The 16,156-nt window shown below is 71.9% G+C and carries 14 protein-coding genes and 1 tRNA gene; 2 read left to right on the plus strand and 13 right to left on the minus strand.

Annotated elements, in window-relative coordinates:
• Positions 1-5: 5 nt before the first annotated feature.
• From QOZ88_RS13335 to QOZ88_RS13365, 7 genes are read right to left on the minus strand one after another with little or no spacing between them, the layout of a single operon-like run.
• A complete protein-coding gene (locus QOZ88_RS13335; protein ID WP_306000244.1) occupies positions 6-1,613 on the minus strand; it encodes a CocE/NonD family hydrolase in 1,608 nt (535 codons plus the stop codon).
• A gap of 22 nt (positions 1,614-1,635) precedes the next feature.
• Complete coding sequence (locus tag QOZ88_RS13340) at positions 1,636-3,027, minus strand: NAD(P)/FAD-dependent oxidoreductase (RefSeq protein ID WP_306000245.1); 1,392 nt, start codon at positions 3,025-3,027, stop codon at positions 1,636-1,638.
• Positions 3,024-3,878 carry an ABC transporter ATP-binding protein gene (locus QOZ88_RS13345; RefSeq protein ID WP_306000246.1) on the minus strand — a complete coding sequence of 285 codons (855 nt, stop codon included), beginning with the start codon at positions 3,876-3,878 and terminating at the stop codon, positions 3,024-3,026. The genes QOZ88_RS13340 and QOZ88_RS13345 overlap by 4 nt, the downstream gene beginning before the upstream one ends.
• The gene (locus tag QOZ88_RS13350; RefSeq protein WP_306000247.1) at positions 3,875-4,894 is read right to left on the minus strand and encodes an ABC transporter ATP-binding protein; all 1,020 of its coding nucleotides are present in this window, start codon (positions 4,892-4,894) and stop codon (positions 3,875-3,877) included. The genes QOZ88_RS13345 and QOZ88_RS13350 overlap by 4 nt, the downstream gene beginning before the upstream one ends.
• Positions 4,891-5,757, minus strand: coding sequence for an ABC transporter permease (locus QOZ88_RS13355; protein WP_306000248.1), 867 nt, complete (start codon positions 5,755-5,757; stop codon positions 4,891-4,893). The genes QOZ88_RS13350 and QOZ88_RS13355 overlap by 4 nt, the downstream gene beginning before the upstream one ends.
• Positions 5,754-6,710, minus strand: a complete 957-nt coding sequence (locus tag QOZ88_RS13360; RefSeq protein WP_306000249.1) for an ABC transporter permease — start codon at positions 6,708-6,710, stop codon at positions 5,754-5,756. Before QOZ88_RS13360 ends, QOZ88_RS13355 begins: the two co-directional genes overlap by 4 nt.
• Positions 6,711-6,743: 33 nt before the next feature.
• On the minus strand, positions 6,744-8,402 hold the full coding sequence (locus tag QOZ88_RS13365) for an ABC transporter substrate-binding protein (protein WP_306000250.1): 1,659 nt from the start codon (positions 8,400-8,402) through the stop codon (positions 6,744-6,746).
• Positions 8,403-8,603: 201 nt separating this feature from the next.
• On the opposite strand from QOZ88_RS13365, the gene QOZ88_RS13370 reads away from it, so the two are divergent.
• Positions 8,604-10,043 (plus strand): amidase, encoded by a 1,440-nt coding sequence (locus QOZ88_RS13370; protein WP_306000251.1) that lies wholly within the window; start codon positions 8,604-8,606, stop codon positions 10,041-10,043.
• A 57-nt stretch (positions 10,044-10,100) separates the two neighbouring features.
• Here the strand turns inward: QOZ88_RS13370 and QOZ88_RS13375 are convergent, their stop codons facing one another.
• The 3 genes from QOZ88_RS13375 to QOZ88_RS13385 all read right to left on the minus strand — a co-directional run bounded on the left by QOZ88_RS13375 (position 10,101) and on the right by QOZ88_RS13385 (position 11,934).
• On the minus strand, positions 10,101-10,364 hold the full coding sequence (locus QOZ88_RS13375) for a carboxymuconolactone decarboxylase family protein (protein WP_306000252.1): 264 nt from the start codon (positions 10,362-10,364) through the stop codon (positions 10,101-10,103).
• Positions 10,365-10,815: 451 nt separating this feature from the next.
• Complete coding sequence (locus QOZ88_RS13380) at positions 10,816-11,739, minus strand: IS5 family transposase (RefSeq protein WP_306000253.1); 924 nt, start codon at positions 11,737-11,739, stop codon at positions 10,816-10,818.
• Between the two features lie 122 nt (positions 11,740-11,861).
• Positions 11,862-11,934, minus strand: a tRNA-Asn gene (locus QOZ88_RS13385).
• A 137-nt stretch (positions 11,935-12,071) separates the two neighbouring features.
• Between QOZ88_RS13385 and QOZ88_RS13390 the strand changes: the two genes are divergently transcribed.
• The gene (locus QOZ88_RS13390) at positions 12,072-12,281 is read left to right on the plus strand and encodes a hypothetical protein (protein WP_091932903.1); all 210 of its coding nucleotides are present in this window, start codon (positions 12,072-12,074) and stop codon (positions 12,279-12,281) included.
• 13 nt (positions 12,282-12,294) lie between these two features.
• On the opposite strand, the gene QOZ88_RS13395 is transcribed toward QOZ88_RS13390, so the two are convergent.
• The 3 genes from QOZ88_RS13395 to QOZ88_RS13405 are packed head-to-tail and all read right to left on the minus strand — an operon-like array spanning position 12,295 to position 16,153.
• Positions 12,295-12,846 carry a hypothetical protein gene (locus QOZ88_RS13395; protein ID WP_306000254.1) on the minus strand — a complete coding sequence of 184 codons (552 nt, stop codon included), beginning with the start codon at positions 12,844-12,846 and terminating at the stop codon, positions 12,295-12,297.
• The gene (dnaG, locus tag QOZ88_RS13400) at positions 12,843-15,674 is read right to left on the minus strand and encodes a DNA primase (RefSeq protein WP_306000255.1); all 2,832 of its coding nucleotides are present in this window, start codon (positions 15,672-15,674) and stop codon (positions 12,843-12,845) included. Before dnaG ends, QOZ88_RS13395 begins: the two co-directional genes overlap by 4 nt.
• Positions 15,674-16,153 carry a hypothetical protein gene (locus QOZ88_RS13405; RefSeq protein WP_306000256.1) on the minus strand — a complete coding sequence of 160 codons (480 nt, stop codon included), beginning with the start codon at positions 16,151-16,153 and terminating at the stop codon, positions 15,674-15,676. Before QOZ88_RS13405 ends, dnaG begins: the two co-directional genes overlap by 1 nt.
• Positions 16,154-16,156 lie beyond the last annotated feature (3 nt).

The following is a 16,156-nucleotide window of genomic DNA, read 5'->3' on the forward strand; positions in this document are numbered from 1 at the left end:
GCTGGTCATCGGCGGTGCAGGACGAGCCGGCTGACACCCGGCTCGCCGAGGTGGACGGTCTGCTCGGAGGGAGCGAAGTGCGTGGCCTCCCAGGGATGGGACCCGTCCCCCGGCTCGGGCACGTACTCGGGGAAGTCGCTGCTCATCAGCTGCAGCGCCCAGCGGTGCCCGGGTCGCAGCCGGTAGCAGACCGCCTGCAGGTCCACGCGGACCGGCCGGTCACTGTGCACCTCGGACAGGTGCACCTGGCCCTTGGTGACGAGCAGCTGGGCGCCATCGGGGTCCACGTCGAGGAGCCGGACGTGCACGTTCGTCGCCTGCACTGTGCTGGACAGCGCCAGGTCCACCCAGGCCGGGCCTGCGTGGTCGACCGGTTCGCCGGCGGCGGGCCCCTCGAAGGTCAGGACGTCGGTGCGGGCAGCGACGTGTGACAGGTCGCGACGGTCAGCGAGACGGGCGAAGGGATTCTCGCCCGCCGAGGGAACGAGGTCATCGGGATCGTGCCGCCACGAGGCATGCTCCGACGCACCTGCACGCTCGTCGAGTCTGAGTGCGCCGTCACCGGCGCGCAGGTGCAGGGACACCTCGCACGCGTCCTCCGGCGGCCACGTCGTCGCGCTGCGGGTCTCGCTGTGGCAAGTCTCGTAGTGCACCGGAGCGATCTCCCCCCGTCGCCCGCCGAGGACCGCGTCGAAGAAGTCGAGCGCGGGATCGAGCATCCGGGCGAGGAACTGCGGATCCGGGCCGGGCGGCACCGCTGGGACGTCGTCCAGGTGGATGTTCTCGTGGTCGAGGGCTTCGACCCGCAGGTGCACCGCGCGGCACCACTCCTCGTGCCCGAGCAGCGCGCGCAGGTCGTGCCACGAGTAGATCGCGCAGTTGTCGAAGAGGCCGACGGTGAACAGCGTCGGCACCGGCGGCGCGGCGAGCAGCCGGTCGAGGTGACCGGTCAACCCCGGCGCCGATCCCCCGAACTCGGCGTCGAAGTTCGGCGAACGCCGACCGAGCTCGGCGAAGAAGTGCTCGAACGTCGCGCGCAGTGGGCGGGCGGTCCAGTCGACCGGCCACTCATAGGCGTTCCGGTCGACGTACCAGGAGGAGAAGTACACCTTGCGCGAGGTGGCCTCGACATCGCGCGTCCCGTCGGGGTAGGGGACTTCCTGCGAGAGCAGGGTGCCCGTCAGCCGCGGCGCGATCGCCTTGAGCGAGGGGTGCCCGCCGGCCGCGGCAGCGAGCTGCGTCATGCCGTAGTACGAGTCCCCCCACATCACCACGTCGCCGGTGCACCACGCCTGGGCGGTGATCCACTCGATCGTGTCGTAGCCGTCCTCGACCTCGTGGATGCCGAACTCCGTCGCCCCGCCGGAACGGAACTTGCCGCGCACGTCCTGGACGACCACGGTGTACCCGCGGGCGTTGGCGTGGCGCGCGATCGACGGCAGGAAGCAGTACTCGCCGTCCTTGTCGTAGGGCAGCCGGACCAGGACGACGGGCCGGGCCTCGTCGTCCGGCCGGTAGACGTCGGTGGCCAGCTCCACGCCGTCGCGCATGGGAACGGCGACCGCGTCGGCGGCCTCCGGGACGACGCCCGGACGTAGGACGGTGATCTCCACGATGCTCCTTGGGAATGCGGGGTCAGCTGTCGAAGCCGAGGCCGAGGCGGTCGAGCACGCGCAGCCAGGCGTTGCGCCTGCCGGTGCGGTCGGCCCGAGCCAGGGACCACCGGGTGAGCTGGATGCCGACGAAGGCGAGCGGCTCGGGGGGGAAGGGCAGCGGCCTGCGGCGCACCATCTGCAGCCGGGTCCGCTCGGTGGTCGCCCCGTCGAGCAGGTCGAGCATCACGTCGGCAGCGAACCGCGAGGCGCCCACGCCCAAGCCGGTGAATCCCAGGGCGTAGGCCACCCGGCCGCGGAATGCCGAGCCGAAGAAGGCACTGAACCGGGTGCACGTGTCGATGACCCCGCCCCAGCGGTGCGTGAAGCGCACATCGGAGAGCTGCGGGAAGGTCTCGTAGAAGTGCTCGGCGAGCACTCGGTGGGTGGCGCGACGGTCGTCGAGCGCCGGGTCGATGCGGCGGCCGAAGTGGTAGATCGCGTCGTATCCGCCCCACACGATGCGGTTGTCGGCCGTGAGCCGGTAGTAGTGGAACTGGTTCCCGGAGTCACCGATGCCCTGCCGGCCCTGCCAGCCGATCGAGGTCAGCTGCTCTTGGGTGAGCGGCTCGGTGGCCAGCACGTAGTCGTAGACCGGCACCGTGTGCAACCGCAGCCGGGCCAGCAGCGGCCGGAACGCGTTGGTGGCGAGCACCACTCGGTCGGCGGTGACGATGCCCGACGACGTCCGCACAGTCACCGAACCGCCCCGCCGCGCGACCTCCTCGACGCGCGTGTGCTCGGCGATCCGGACACCGAACGACTCCACCGCGTCCGCCAGCCCCCAGGCCAGCCGGGCCGGGTCCACGAGGGCGCAGCTGTCCGGCTCCTCGCGACCGGCGAGGTAGGTGGGCGAGTCCACCATCGCCCGCACCTGCGCGGCATCCAGGAAGCCGGGCTCGCCGGGTTCGAGGTCGGCCACCTCGTGCTCGCGCGTGGCCACCGCCAGCATGCCGTCGCGCCGGAAGTCGCAGTCGATGCCGTACCGCTGCACGGTCGCGGCGATCTCGGCCAGGTTCTCCCGCCCCAGTCGGTCCAGCTGCTCGTACTCGTCGGGCCAGCGGTCCCGCCCGTTGGGCTCGCCGTGGGTCAGGCTCGCCTCGCAGAAGCCGCCGTTGCGCCCGGTCGCGTGCTCGGCGATCCGGTCGGCCTCCAGCAGCAGCACCCGCCGCTGTGGATCGCGCTCCTTGGCGCGCAGCGCGGTCCACAGCCCCGTGAAGCCGCCGCCGACGATCACCAGGTCGGTCTCCGTGTCGCCGCCCAGGGGAGGCCGTGGGGCCGGGCGGGTGGACGTGTCCAGCCACAGGGGTACGGACGACGCCTCGTCGAGCTGAGCGTCGATCTCGGCGACCGCGCGCCGCGTCGTGTCTGTCATGGGGTGCGGGCTCCCTGCGAGCTGGACCCGGTTGGCTCCAGCTCGCGCCCGGCCCGCGCGACCGCCGCCGGGTCCCAACCCGGCTCCGGCACCGAAGCCAGCAGGAGCTGGGTGTAGGGGTGCTGGGGCGCGGTCAGCAGGCGCTCGGTCGGGCCTTCCTCGACGATCCGGCCCGAGCGCATCACGATCGCGTCGTCGGTGATGGCACGGATCACCGCCAGGTCGTGGCTGACGAAGACGTAGGAGATCCCGGTGTCCCGGCGGATGTCGGCGAGCAGCCTCAGCACCTGGGCCTGGATGGAGACGTCGAGCGCCGCCACCGCCTCGTCCAGGACGAGCACCGTCGGCTCGATGCCGAGCGCCCGGGCGATCGCCGCCCGCTGCCGCTGCCCGCCGGAGAGGTTGCGGGGCAGCGCCTGCGCTTGGCGGGAGCTCAGGCCGACCTGGTCGCAGAGCTCGGCGACCCGTCGCCGGCGCCCCTCGCCGTTCAGCCCGAAGTGCAGCCGCAGCGGCTCGGCGATCGACTCTTCGATGGTGAGCCGGGAGTCGAAGGACTGGTACGGGTCCTGGAAGATCATCTGGATCTTGCGGGCCAGAGTGCGGGCCTGGGCCTGGCGTGCCCGCCTGGACGGCGCGGCGATGACCTCGCCATCCAGCAGCACCTGCCCGGCGCTCGCCCGCTCGAGCCCGACCAGGATCCGCGCGGTGGTGGTCTTCCCCGAGCCGGATTCCCCGACGATGCCGACCGAGCCGCCCGGTGCGAGGGCGAAGCTCACCTCATCCACGGCGGTGAAGGACCCGAACCGTTTGCACAGCCCGGTCACCTCCAGAACGGGGACGGTGGCGGTCATGACCAGTTCTCCTTTCCCGGCCGGATGCACGCGACGTCGGCGCCGCCGTGCCGGCGTTCCAGCGGGACGTCGTCGCCGCAGGCGCCCACTGCCTGCGGGCACCGGTCCCGGAACGAGCAGCCCGAGGGTGCCTCGGCCAGCGCCAGCGGCCGGCCGGGGATGGCGCGCAGCTCGTTCCTGGGCCCGTGCAGGGACGGGTGGGCCGCCAGCAGCGCAGCGGTGTAGGGATGCGCCGGCGACCGGAACAGGTGCTCGCTGGGCGCGTGCTCCACGATGCGCCCGGCGTACATGACGTACACCCGGTCGCACACCGCGGCGGCCAGCCCCAGGTCGTGGGTGACGAAGACCAGGCCCATCCCCCGCTCGGCCTGCAGGTCTTTGAGCAGCGCGATCACCTCCGCCTGGGTGGTCACGTCGAGCGCCGTCGTCGGCTCGTCGGCCAGCAGCAGCCGCGGCCGGGTGGACAGCGCTCCGGCGATCACGACGCGCTGCAGCATCCCGCCGGAGAACTCGTGCGGATGCTGCCGGAAGGCGCGGGCCGGGTCGCGCAGGCCCACCCGCTCCAGCAGGTCGAGGCCCTCCGCCCGGGCCTGGGAGCGGGACATCCCCGTGGCGCGGAGCCCCTCGGTCAGGTAGTCGCCGATCCGCCGGACCGGGTTGATCGACGCCCGCGGGTCCTGGAAGATCATCGCCGCGGTGGAGTTCCGCAGCCTGCGCAGCCCGTCGGCCGAAACCCTGAGGACGTCGGTGCCGCCGACCTCGACCCGGCCGGAGACGCTGGCCCGGCGGGGCAGCATGCCGAGCGCGGAGCGGATCGTCAGCGACTTCCCCGAGCCGGACTCCCCCACCAGCCCGACGGTCTCCCCGGGGTGCACGGAGAGGAACACGTCGGCCAGCAGGGGCACCGGGCCGGCGTCGCCGGGAACCGAGAGCGACAGCCCCTCGATTGCCAGGACCGGCCCGGGAGCCGGATCAGCCACGGTCGGTGCCGTCGGCTGGGCGCCGGCGCGGGTCACGATCGCTCTCCCGCGCGGGCGACGGAACTCCCGAGGTGCTCGCCCAGGATGTTGACGGCCACGACGGTGAGCAGGACCGTGATGCCCGGGATGATCGCGCTCCACGGTTGTCCCTGCAGGATCGCCGGCTGCGCCTGGCTGATCATCGAGCCCCAGTCCGACTGCGGCGGTCGCACGCCCAGCCCGAGGAAGGACAGCGTCGCCAGGTCCACCAGCGCGTACCCGAAGGCGAGGGCCGCCTGTGCGGCCAGCACCGGAACCAGGTTGGGCAGGATGTGTCGGACGGTCACGAACAGCCGCCCGAACCCCATCACCGAGTAGCTGTCCACGTAGGGCCGGGCCGCTTCCTGCAACGCCAGGCTGCGCACGACCCGCCCCACGAAGGGGGTGTAAGCGATCGCGAGGGCGCACATCGGCGCGAGCAGGCCGGGGCCGAAGACGGCGACCACGAGCATGGCCAGCAGCAGCCCCGGAAAGGCGAACACGATGTCCATCGCGCGGGTCAGGAGGAGGTCGGCCCATCCCGGCCCCCGCGCCGCCGCGAGACCGACCGCCACGCCGGCGACGGTTGCCAGGAGGACCACGCCCAGCGGTCCGAGCAGGGAGAGCCGGGCGCCGTACATCAGGCGGGACAGGATGTCCCGGCCGGTGGAGTCGGTGCCCAGCAGGTGGTCGGGCGAGCCGGGAGGGAGCAGGGCGTCGGTCAGGCTGGTGGCGGTGGGCGAGTGCGGCGCGAGAAGCGGCGCGAACACCGCCATGATGACGATGAGGAGCAGGAAGCCACCGGCGAGGACCGCGCTCACGGGGTGGCGACGGATCAGCCGAGTCCTCGGCGCCCGCAACTCGGGGACGGCCACGGTCATCGGGACACCAACTCTTTCCTGACCCGCGGGTCGACGACCGGCAACAGCACCTCGACGATCGTGCTGACGACCACGAAGAGGGTCACCCCGATCAGCGCGAGCGCCTGGACGACGGGGAAGTCCTGGCGGGCGACCGAGGAGACCAGGAACGAACCGATGCCGTTCACGCCGAAAGCGGTCTCGACCACCGCGGTGCCGACGAACAGGCCGGCGACCAGCACCCCACCGAGCGTCATGATCGGTCCCAGCGCGTTCCTGATCACGTGCCGGCGGACGATGGCCCCCGTCCGCACTCCCCGGCTGCGGGCCACCTCCACGTGTTCGCGGCGGAGCTCCTCGACGAAGGTCGCCTGGGCCACTCTCGCCAGGACGCCGAAGGCGACCAGCGCCATGGCCAGCGCGGGCAGGGTGAGGTGCCACAGCCGGTCGAGGAAGCCCTCGCCGGCCCCGGTCGTGGGGAACCAGCCCAGCTGCACGGCGAAGACCGACAACAGCACGACGGTGGCCACGAACGGCGGTGTCGCCGCGGCGCCGCTGGTCAGCACCGTGGTCAGCCGGGCCACCACGCCCCCCTTGACGGCGCCGATCACCGCCACGGTGAGGCCGAGCAGGACGGTCAGCACCACCGAATAGCCGATGAGGAAGGCGGACACGGGCAGCCGACTGGCCAGGAGCGTGTTGACGCTGTCCTGGTACACCGTCGAGATGCCGAAGTCGAACGACAGCACGTTCCCGGCCCAGTCTGCGTAGGCCATGAGGAACGGATCGTCGAGCCCGTACCGCTCGCGCAGTGCCGCCATCTGCTCAGGTGTCAGCCTCCGCCCGCCGGCCAGCGCGCCATCGGTGTCGGGCATCAGCCGGAGCGCGCCGAAGACCACCACCGAGGCAATGACCACCGTGACCAGGGCGCCGAGGACCCGGCGCCCCAGCCACGTTGCGATCGTCGATGACATCAGTGCATCTCCCCACCTGCCCGGTGAACCTGGTCACTCGCCGCCGAGCACGGCCAGCCACGGCGTGTACAGGTAGCTCTGCCGCGGCACGACCCCGGTCAGCTCCGGGCCGTAGTAGACGGTCGTGGCCGGCTTGACGATCGGAAGGACGATGCCCTCCTCGTGGATGATCGACTGGGCCTGCGTGACCAGCTCGGCGCGCTCGGTGTTGTCGAGCGTGCCCAGCGCTTCACCGATGAGTGCGTCGTACTCGGGGTTGCTCCAGCCCATGAAGTTGTAGAACGAGCCGGTGATGAAGAACTGGTAGTACGCCAGCGGCTCGGGCTGGTCCAGGTAGCCGACGGCGAGCAGCGCGTCGAAGCCCTGTCGCGCCTCGGGCGAGATGAAGACGGCGCCGAACTCGGGTGCGGTGAGCGGCTGCAGCTGGATGTTCATGCCAGCCTGGTTCGCCGCGTCGGCGATGGCCGTCGCCGCCCGGGCTTCCTCGTCGGAGGCGGAGAGGTACGCGAGCACGATCTCCTCCGAGGCGGCCGGCGTCTGCGCCACCAGCTCAGCGACGCGGTCCAGGTCCTGGACCGGCTCCGGCAGCTCCTCGTACGCGGACTCGTAGACGTCCTCCGCGTAGCCCCACGCCGACGGGGGCACCAGGGCGCGCAGCGGCGGAGCGGTGCCCCGGTACACGGCTTCGCTGATCCCCTGGTAGTCGATGGCGGCGGCCAGGGCCTCGGCGACGGCTGGGTCGCCCATCGGGCCGGTCAGGTCGATCGCGCTGATGAACAGCGTCTGAAGGCTCTGCCCGATCAGCATGTTGCCGGCCTCGGCCAGCTGCTCGAAGGCCGAGCTCGGGATGATCCACTGACCGTCGGTCTCACCGCTGCGCAGCGAGGCGACCTGCGCCGCCGGGTCGGTGTTGAAGGTGAACGTCACCGACTGCACCTTCGGATCGATCTCCTCGTTCCACCAGTTCTCGTTCCGGGTCAGCTCGATGCTCTGCCCCTGGTTCCAGGCGGTGAACTCGTACGGGCCCGTGCACATCACGCCGACGCCGGCGGTGCCGAAGGCCGGCCCGGCCTGCTCGGTGAAGGCGCGCTCCACGACGGTGAACGCCGGCAACGCGAAGACGCCCTCCACCAGCGGATCGGGGGCGGTCAGCTTCAGGGTGACCTCGTTCTCCGCGGTCGCCGTGATCGATTCGAGCTTGCTCGCCCAGGCGGCCCACGGCGAGGCCAGCGCCGGGTCGAGGATGCGGGTGACGCTGAAGACGACGTCGTCGGCGGTCACCGGGTTGCCGTTCCAGAACGTCGCCCCCTCTCGGAGGGTGAACACGTAGGTCAGCTCGTCGGGCTGCTCCAACGACTGCGCGAGCGCCGGCTGAAGCTCGAAGTTCTCGTCGACCGTCATCAGCGACTCGCACGTGTTGGCGACGACGTTGCTGATGTTCTCCAGCGCGGCCTGTGCCGGGTCGAGGATCGGTGGCTCGCCGGATGCCAGGTTCCACGTCACTGACTCGACGTCGGTCGTGGCCGCCGGGACGTCGGTGGTGATCTCGGCGTCGAACTGCCGCCCGTCGCCTCCCCCGCCGCCGCCGTCGCTGGAGCAGCCTGCAGCCGTGACGACCGCGAGCAGGGCGGCGGCGACGGTGGTGGCGCGCGTGCGCGCCGGAGAGCCGGGTGTCGCGACGGTCGAGTGCATCGGGGACTCCGCTCGTCTGGGTGCGGACCACACAGCCGGGTCCACGCACTGCATTGATTCAAGGGGGTCCTCATCGATCTCCCGGCCAACAGATCGTCGGATTCGTGTGACGCGGGTGACACATCGCCCACCGTTGGAGACGGCCCGACCTCCTGACAATGACGCGACACGTCCGCGACAGTTCCGCCGCGAGGAGACCCGATGACCGAGACCAGCGCCGCCCCCCCGTCCTCCGACGAGCTGTGGCGGTGGTCCGCAGCCCGGCTGGCCCGTGCCATCACGGCGCGGGAAATCTCCTCCAGGGAGGCGGTGGCCAGCTGTCTCCGGCGGATCGAGCAGGTCAACCCGTCGCTCAACGCGCTCGTCGACGTGTATGGCGACGAGGCGCTGGCGGCCGCCGACCTCGCCGACCGGATGGTCGCCGCTGGGCAGGCGCTCGGGCCGTTGCACGGAGTCCCGGTGTCGATCAAGGTCAACACCGACGAAGCTGGCCGTGCCACGACGGGCGGGGTACCAGCGCACGCCGAGGCCGTGGCGGCCGCCGACAGCGCGAGCACCGCGGCGCTGCGCCGGGCCGGCGCGGTGTTCGTCGGGCGGAGCAACGTCCCCGCGTTCTCCTTCCGGTGGGTCACCGACAACGACCTGCACGGCCGCACGCTCAACCCATGGGATACCACCCGCACGCCGGGTGGGTCGAGCGGCGGCGCCGCGTCGGCCGTGGCCAGCGGCATGGTGCCGGTCGCCCACGCCAACGACATCGGCGGCTCCATCCGCTACCCGTCCTTCGCCTGCGGTCTCACCGGGCTCCGTCCGACCGCGGGCCGGCTCCCGTCCTCCGGCATGGAAGGCATGGACACCCCCATGTCGGCGGCGCTGTTCGCCGTCGAGGGCCCCATCGCCCGCTGCGTCGACGACGTCCGGCTGGCGTACGCGGCGATGCAGGTGCACGATCCGCGGGACGCCTTCTACGCCCATGGCGCCGGTGCGCCGCTGTCCCGCACCCCACGCCGGGTCGGGCTGCTGCGCAGCGTCGGTGTCGCAGACCCCACGCCGGAGGTGGACAAAGCCCTCGACCAGGCGGCCGGGGCTCTGCGCGACGCCGGCTACTCGGTCGAGGAGGTCGAGCTGCCGCTGCTCGCCGAGGCATACCGGCTGTGGTACCTGCTCGCCATCGAGGAGGTACGGCTGATCCGGCCGATGATGAACGCCCTCGGCGGGGAAAGCCTGCGCACGGCGATGGATGGCGTGTACGCCGTGGCAGCCGAGTTCTGGGGACCCGAGCCGACCCTGGCCGAGTTCATCAACGGCTGGGCCCGTCGCAACACGCTGCTCGTGCGACTGTCGCAGTTCATGGAGCAGTACCCGCTCCTGCTCCTGCCGGTGTCTGCGGAACAGGCCTTCGCCCAGGACGCCGATCTCGAGGGGGTCGACGCAGCGCGCCGGCTGGCCGCCGTCCAGTGGTCACAGATGGCGGTGCCGACGCTCGGCTTCCCCGCACTGGCCGTGCCGACCGGCGTGGCCGACGGGCTGCCGGTGGGGGTGCAACTGCTCGGCCGGCGCTTCGACGAAGCGGGCCTGCTCGACGCCGGCGCGGCGATCGAGGCCCGCACGGGCGTCCTGACACCCATCGACCCTCGCTGATCGTCCTCGCGCCCGCGCCGACCGACGCCGTCGGTCGGCGCGGGTGTCGGGGGCATGTCAGGCGCACTCAGCGCCGCGGAGCTCGTCGAGGATCGGGCCGGCCACCTTGTAGGCGTGGTGGGCCGCGGGCACCTTGGCGTACACCCCTGCATGCTGTGAGACCGCGCCGATCTCCTCGTCGGTCGGGCCGTCGTTCTTCGGCGCGCGCACGTGCAGCACGAACTCCTCCCAGTGCCGCAGCGCGATCGTGATCGAGAGCATCATCAGGCTCCGGTCGCGGCGCGACCGCTCCGGCCGCCGCCACATGTCACCGCAGGCCACCCGGGTGCTGAAGTCCTGGCAGCCCTCGGTGAACGGGGTGGTGTTCGCGACGGCGCGGTCGCATCCGGATCAATGCAGCGGCGCGACTACCGGGCACGGGGATCGCCTTGACCGCCAGGAGATGAGCTGAATCATCCAGCGGCTGAGGTGAGCGCACCGACGCCGCCGGGCGCCTGGTCAGCTCTGCCTTCAGCGCCCGCTCTGCCGCTGCCCGTGAGGAACCGACCTCGACACCAGTCGAACCCGGCCGTCGAAGTCGCGGAACCTCGCCCGGGCGTTGACCTGGCCGCTGGGTTGCACGATGGACAGGAGCTTCCTGCGCGTACCGAGCCGGAGCGGTGGTCGGCCCACGGCATCCTCCTCATCCGTATTGGATGCCTGGAGGATGCCCGACGCGTCCGGGGCGAGCCATAGCAAAGGGCTTCGAGCCGCACTGTCGCTCTTCGGAGCCCTAGGCCCTGTTTGATAAGTCGCGCAGCCAGATGTTGATATTGGTGATTTGCACGGTGGCGTCGTACCGGACGGCGAGCTTGTCGTAGCGGGTGGCGAAGCCGCGGTGCTGTTTGTGCCGGTTGATGCCGCACTCGACGGCGTGCCGCTTGCGGTACTCGGCCGAGTTGAACGTCGGCGGGCGGCCGCCGGCCGATCCCTTCTTGCGCCGGTTGGCCTGCTGGTCGGCCTTGATCGGGATGGTCGCCGGGATGCCCCGCCGGCGCAGGTAGCTCCGGTTGGCCCGGGCGGAGTAGGCCTTGTCGCCCAGCACCCGGTCCGGGCGGGTGCGCGGCCGCCCCGGTCCTGACCGCCGGGGCACCCGGATCCGGCCCAACACGACGGTGAACTGGGGACTGTCGGCGGCCTGGCCCGCGGTGAGCGCGGTGGCCAGCGTCTTGCGGCCCTGCTCGCTGGCGAGGTGCACCTTGGTCGACAGGCCGCCGCGGGAGCGGCCCAGGGCATGATCGAGCGGTTCCCCGACCGGCGGCTCGGCCTGGGTTTCGGGATGACGGCGGGCGCCGGCGGCGTGCTGATGGGCCCGGTTGATCGTGGAGTCCACCGACACGGTCCAGTCGATCAGCCCGGCCTCGTCACTCAACGCCTGCACGCTCGTCTCGATCGCCGTCCAGATGTCGGCCAGCTGCCAGGCGCGGAACAGGCCGTAGATGCTCTGCCAGCTGCCGTAGCGCTCGGACACGTCCCGCCAGGGACAGCCCGTCCGGGTGCGGAACCGGATGCCGTCGATCAGTTGCCGAAGCGTCCAACGCCGAGGCCTGCCTGGCCTTTTGCCAACCGACAGCAGCGCCTCCAGAAGCGAGGCGAGGATCGTCCACTGCTCGTCGGTCAGGTCATGGCGGACACCGGCCGGTAGGGTGCCGTCCACGAGGTCTCCGTGGTGAGGGTCTTCTTGGTCGTTGACCCCTCTACCGGCGACCTCGCCTACTTCCCGGCATCGACACGCCGGACTCGCTCCGCGAGCGACTTCTCAAACACGGCCTAGTGGAGCTCCCCCGATTGGACTCGAACCAATAACCCTGCGATTAACAGTCGCATGCTCTGCCAATTGAGCTACGGGGGATCAGCGGGCGCGACCCGCTGGCCCGACGAGAGTACCCCACGCCCCGAGGGCTCCCGCGGACGGCTCGCGGACGGCGGCGCGATGCTCGCCACAGGTACCGTGTCCGCTGTTCACCGCCCGTCCACCTGGAGGTTCCCGTGGCCAAGCTGTCGTTCCTCGCCGGATTCGGTGCTGGCTACGTCCTCGGATCCCGGGCCGGCCGCGAGCGCTACGAGCAGATCCGCCGTGCCTGGGAGCATGCCAAGGACGACCCGCGCCTGCAGAGCCTCGCGGGCATCGCGCAGGCCAAGGCCGATGACGCCGTCTCGACGCTCAAGTCCCAGCTGGGCAGCGAGCCCCCGCGCTGAGCCGCCGGCCGGCTCAGTCCGGCTGCTCGGCGGCGAACGCCTCGGCGAGCCTCTGCCGCGCGATGTCGCGGGCCACCGGGTCGTCGCGGTCGGCGTCGTCGTCGAACACGACGGTCCACTCCCGGGCCGCCTGACCCGGGACCCGCCGCGCCACCAGCAGCAGTCCGCCGCGATCGGGCAGCGGGCTGCGGCGGCTGGTGACGATCGTCTGGTCGACCCGCCGGCGCACGGTCGCCGGGAGGTCGCCGGCGTCGGTGAGCACATGCCGCACGGCGGGCAGGCGGGCCTGCACGCCTGGCTCCACCTCGGCGAGCGGTGTCACGGTGAACGAGCCGCCGCCGTCGGTGGTCGCGGTCCAGCGGGCGTGCCCCACCTCGTGCCACGGCAGCAGGTCCTCCCCCGGACCGCCGACCGTCCGCAGGCCGCGGGAGGTGGCCACCAGCCAGCCGGCGTCGCGGGCGAGGACGCCCCAGGCGAGCACCCGCTCGTCGGGGTCGGCCACCACGGCGCGGACCTCCTCGGGCGGGCGCGCGAAGCGGCGTCGAAGCTCGGCGAGGAGGCTCACGCGGCCCCACCCATCGCCCGCTTCCGCAACGAGATCGCCAGTTGCTCGAGGTCCATCAGCTTCTTGAACGCCCGCATGTACTCGTCCCCGGACTCCACCGGGTTCATCCGCTGCAACCGCCCCTTGAGCGCGGCGATCTCCCGCACGGTGGCCATCTCCTCCAGCCGCGCCAGGATCGCGTTCACGTACACCGGGTCGCACTGGCCGGTGACCGAGCGCATGGGCTCCACCGCCAGCGCGGTCAGCAGCGCCCGGGCGCTCTCCCGCTCGCAGTGCGCGGCCACCTGGTCCAGCCAGGCGGGCCCGGTCACGGTCACCCCACCGGCACCGCCCGCCCCGGCCACGGCCGCGGCGACGGCGGCGTAGTCGGGGTCGGTGTAGGCGCCCGGGGGGACGGCGTCGAACGCGGGCCCCGCGTACTCGGGGGCCTGCAACGCGGCCTTCACCGCCTCCCGCTCGACGGCGACCGCGGCGTCGTCGGGGGTGCGCTTGGGTGCGCGCGGGCGGCCGCGGGACGGCGCCCCTCCCCCGTCGCCGGTGAGCCGGCGCACCCGGCCCAGCACGTCGGCCTCGTCGGTGTTGCCGATCATCCCGGCGAGCTCCCGGGCGTAGGCGGGACGGAGCGCGTGGTCCTTGATGCCGGCGACCAGCGGCACCGTCTTCTCCAGCGCGGCGACCCGGCCCTCGACGGTGTCGAGGTCGTAGCCGGCCAGCGTGGTGCGCAGCACGAAGGCGATCAGCGGGGTCCGCCGGGCCACGAGGTCGCGGACGGCGGCGTCCCCCTGCTCCTGCCGCAGCTCGCACGGGTCGCGCCCCTCGGACTCGACCGCGACGAAGGTCTGCCCGACGAAGCGCTGGTCCTCGGCGAAGGTCTTCATCGCCGCCGCCTGGCCCGCTGCGTCGCCGTCGAAGGTGTAGACCACCTCGCCGCGGAACTCGTCCTGGTCCATCAGCAGCCGGCGCAGCACCCCGATGTGCTCCGCGCCGAAGGCGGTGCCGCACGAGGCGACCGCCGTCGTCACCCCGGCCAGGTGGCAGGCCATGACGTCGGTGTAGCCCTCGACGACGACCGCCTGGTGCCGCCGGGCGATGTCGCGCTTCGCGCGGTCGATGCCGTAGAGCACCGAGCTCTTCTTGTAGAGCGGCGTCTCCGGGGTGTTGAGGTACTTGGGGCCCGGGTCGTCGTCCATGAGCTTGCGGGCGCCGAAGCCGATGACGTCGCCGGTGATGTCCTTGATCGGCCAGACCAACCGGCGGTGGAACCGGTCGATCAGCGTGCCCCGGGAGCTCTCCTTGGCCAGCCCCGCCGTCACCAGCTCGGCCTGGGTGAAGCCCTTCGCGCGCAGGTGGCGGGTGAGCCCGTCCCAGCCGCCGGGCGCGTAGCCGCAGCCGAAGTCCAGCGCGGCCTGCCGGTCGAAGGCGCGGTCGGCGAGGAACTGGCGGGCGGGCGCGGCCTCGGGGGCGCCCAGCTGCTCGGCGTAGAAGGCGGCCGCGGCGGCGTTGGCCGCGACCAGGCGCGCCCGCTGGCCCACCGATGCGCGGTCGGGCCCGGCGGTCGGCCGCCCGCCGTCGTCCTCGTACTTCAGCTCGATGTTCGCCCGGCCGGCGAGCAGCTCGACGGCCTCGGTGAACGGCAGGTGGTCGATCTGCTGGACGAAGGAGATGACGTCGCCGCCTACCCCGCAACCGAAGCAGTTTCCGGTGAGGATGTTGTCCTCGAGCGTGAATGCATGGGTGCCGGGGACCTCGGCGCAATAAACCTCTTCCGTTCGGTCGGACCATTCGACCGACTGGACGACCCAGTTCTTGCGCTCGTACTTCTTGTCGTTCCCGAGGAAGCGTTCCCGGTGCTGGTCGAGCAGGAAGAAGGACTCCGGCAGCCCCTTGGTCATGAAGCGCACGTTGTAGATGTCGCTGGACACCTCGTCGATGCCGACCCGGTTCTGCTTGGCCACGCCGAAGGTGCCGATACCGAGCCGCGTGCAGAGGGTCCGCACGTACTCCAGGTCCTCGATCCTGGCCGAGTTGAGGATCGCGTCCCCGTCCTCCGCGACGCAGCCGTCGGCGGCAAAGTAGCCGGCCAGCCAGCCCAGGAGGTAGGACGCGTCCTCGTACAGCGGCGGCCTCTCGTCCTTGAAGTACGCCGGCAAGCCGTAGTACTTCGTGAGTCCTTCGCCCTCCCACGACCGGCAGCCTGCGAAGTAAGCGGCCAGCTGAGCGTCCTTTGCGCCGAACAGATTGGCGATGGAGCCGGCTCCACCACGCGTGCCGTCGCCGTACACGAGCCCTCGAGCGATGCCGAACGGGGACGGCTTCGTCGCCGGGTTCAGCACCCGGCTCATGGGGAACGAGTGCGACAGCCGGTCTCCGGGGCGCAGATCCCTGGTGAATTTCTCACGCCGGTTCTGCCGCAGGGCGCCCGACGGGACGAACCACCGGTGCTCGTCGGTGGCGTGGACCACCTTGGTGCGGCTGTTGCGGGTCAGCGTCAGTTTCATCAAGCGCTGGGTGCCGTACGACTTGAACGGAGCCTCGACCCAGCCACCGTTGCCGTTGAGCACCCGGACGGTCCGCCCGGCCAGCTCACGGATGGGGACGATGCCGTCCTCGGTCAGGACGCCGGTCTCCCCCGCCAGGCAGTGGTAGAGCCCGCGGCTCGGCGTGACCTGGAACGACGGCGACTTCTCGTCGTGGAACGGGCAGAGCCCCTTGAGGCTGCCGCCGCCGGCCCGCTTGAGCTGCAGGTGCTCGCCGACGATCTCGTCGATCTTGCTGCGCTCGCGCACCAGCGCGATGTCCGCGGCGCGGATGCGCCCCCGGCCGGCCATCAGGCCGCCCCCGCCGCTGCCGCGACCCGCCGTCGGATCACGTGCTCCCACCAGAGCAGGAAGACCTGCTGCGCCACCGGCAGCTCGCCGTCCACGGTGATCGTGGCCCGCGGGGTCCAGCCAGGGCTGGTGCCGCTCTCGGCGACCTGGCGCCCGTGCAGCAGGAACCGGTGGGTGCCCTTCCAGCGGGACGCCGGCCGGACCTCGACCGTCGCGCCTTCCACGTCGATCTCCCAGGTCCCCTTCCAGGCCGAGGTCTGCCGCGCCCGTAGCCGGGCGGTGCCCTCGGGGTCACCCGACCTGCGTCCGGTGAGCTCCCGCTTGCGCCGGGCGTACTCCCACGTCGAGCCGTCGACGCTCACCGTCGCGGCCTCGGTCCACGTCGCGGACCGCATCGTCGCGACGACCTGGTCGTCGCGGAGCACGGGCAGGACGCCCTTCGGCAGCCCGTGCGTGCCGGACTTGCCCAGTTCGAGCACCGC

This window comes from Blastococcus carthaginiensis, assembly GCF_030731085.1.
GTDB classification, from domain to species: Bacteria; Actinomycetota; Actinomycetes; order Mycobacteriales; family Geodermatophilaceae; genus Blastococcus; species Blastococcus carthaginiensis.

Bases quoted from the DNA above. Each gene is read 5' to 3' on its own strand.
- QOZ88_RS13370 (WP_306000251.1), top strand. From the start codon at position 8,604: ATGACCGAGACCAGCGCCGCCCCCCCGTCCTCCGACGAGCTGTGGCGG.
- QOZ88_RS13340 (WP_306000245.1), bottom strand. From the start codon at position 3,027: ATGACAGACACGACGCGGCGCGCGGTCGCCGAGATCGACGCTCAGCTC.
- QOZ88_RS13345 (WP_306000246.1), bottom strand. From the start codon at position 3,878: ATGACCGCCACCGTCCCCGTTCTGGAGGTGACCGGGCTGTGCAAACGG.
- QOZ88_RS13355 (WP_306000248.1), bottom strand. From the start codon at position 5,757: ATGACCGTGGCCGTCCCCGAGTTGCGGGCGCCGAGGACTCGGCTGATC.
- QOZ88_RS13365 (WP_306000250.1), bottom strand. From the start codon at position 8,402: ATGCACTCGACCGTCGCGACACCCGGCTCTCCGGCGCGCACGCGCGCC.
- dnaG (WP_306000255.1), bottom strand. From the start codon at position 15,674: ATGGCCGGCCGGGGGCGCATCCGCGCCGCGGACATCGCGCTGGTGCGC.
- QOZ88_RS13360 (WP_306000249.1), bottom strand. From the start codon at position 6,710: ATGTCATCGACGATCGCAACGTGGCTGGGGCGCCGGGTCCTCGGCGCC.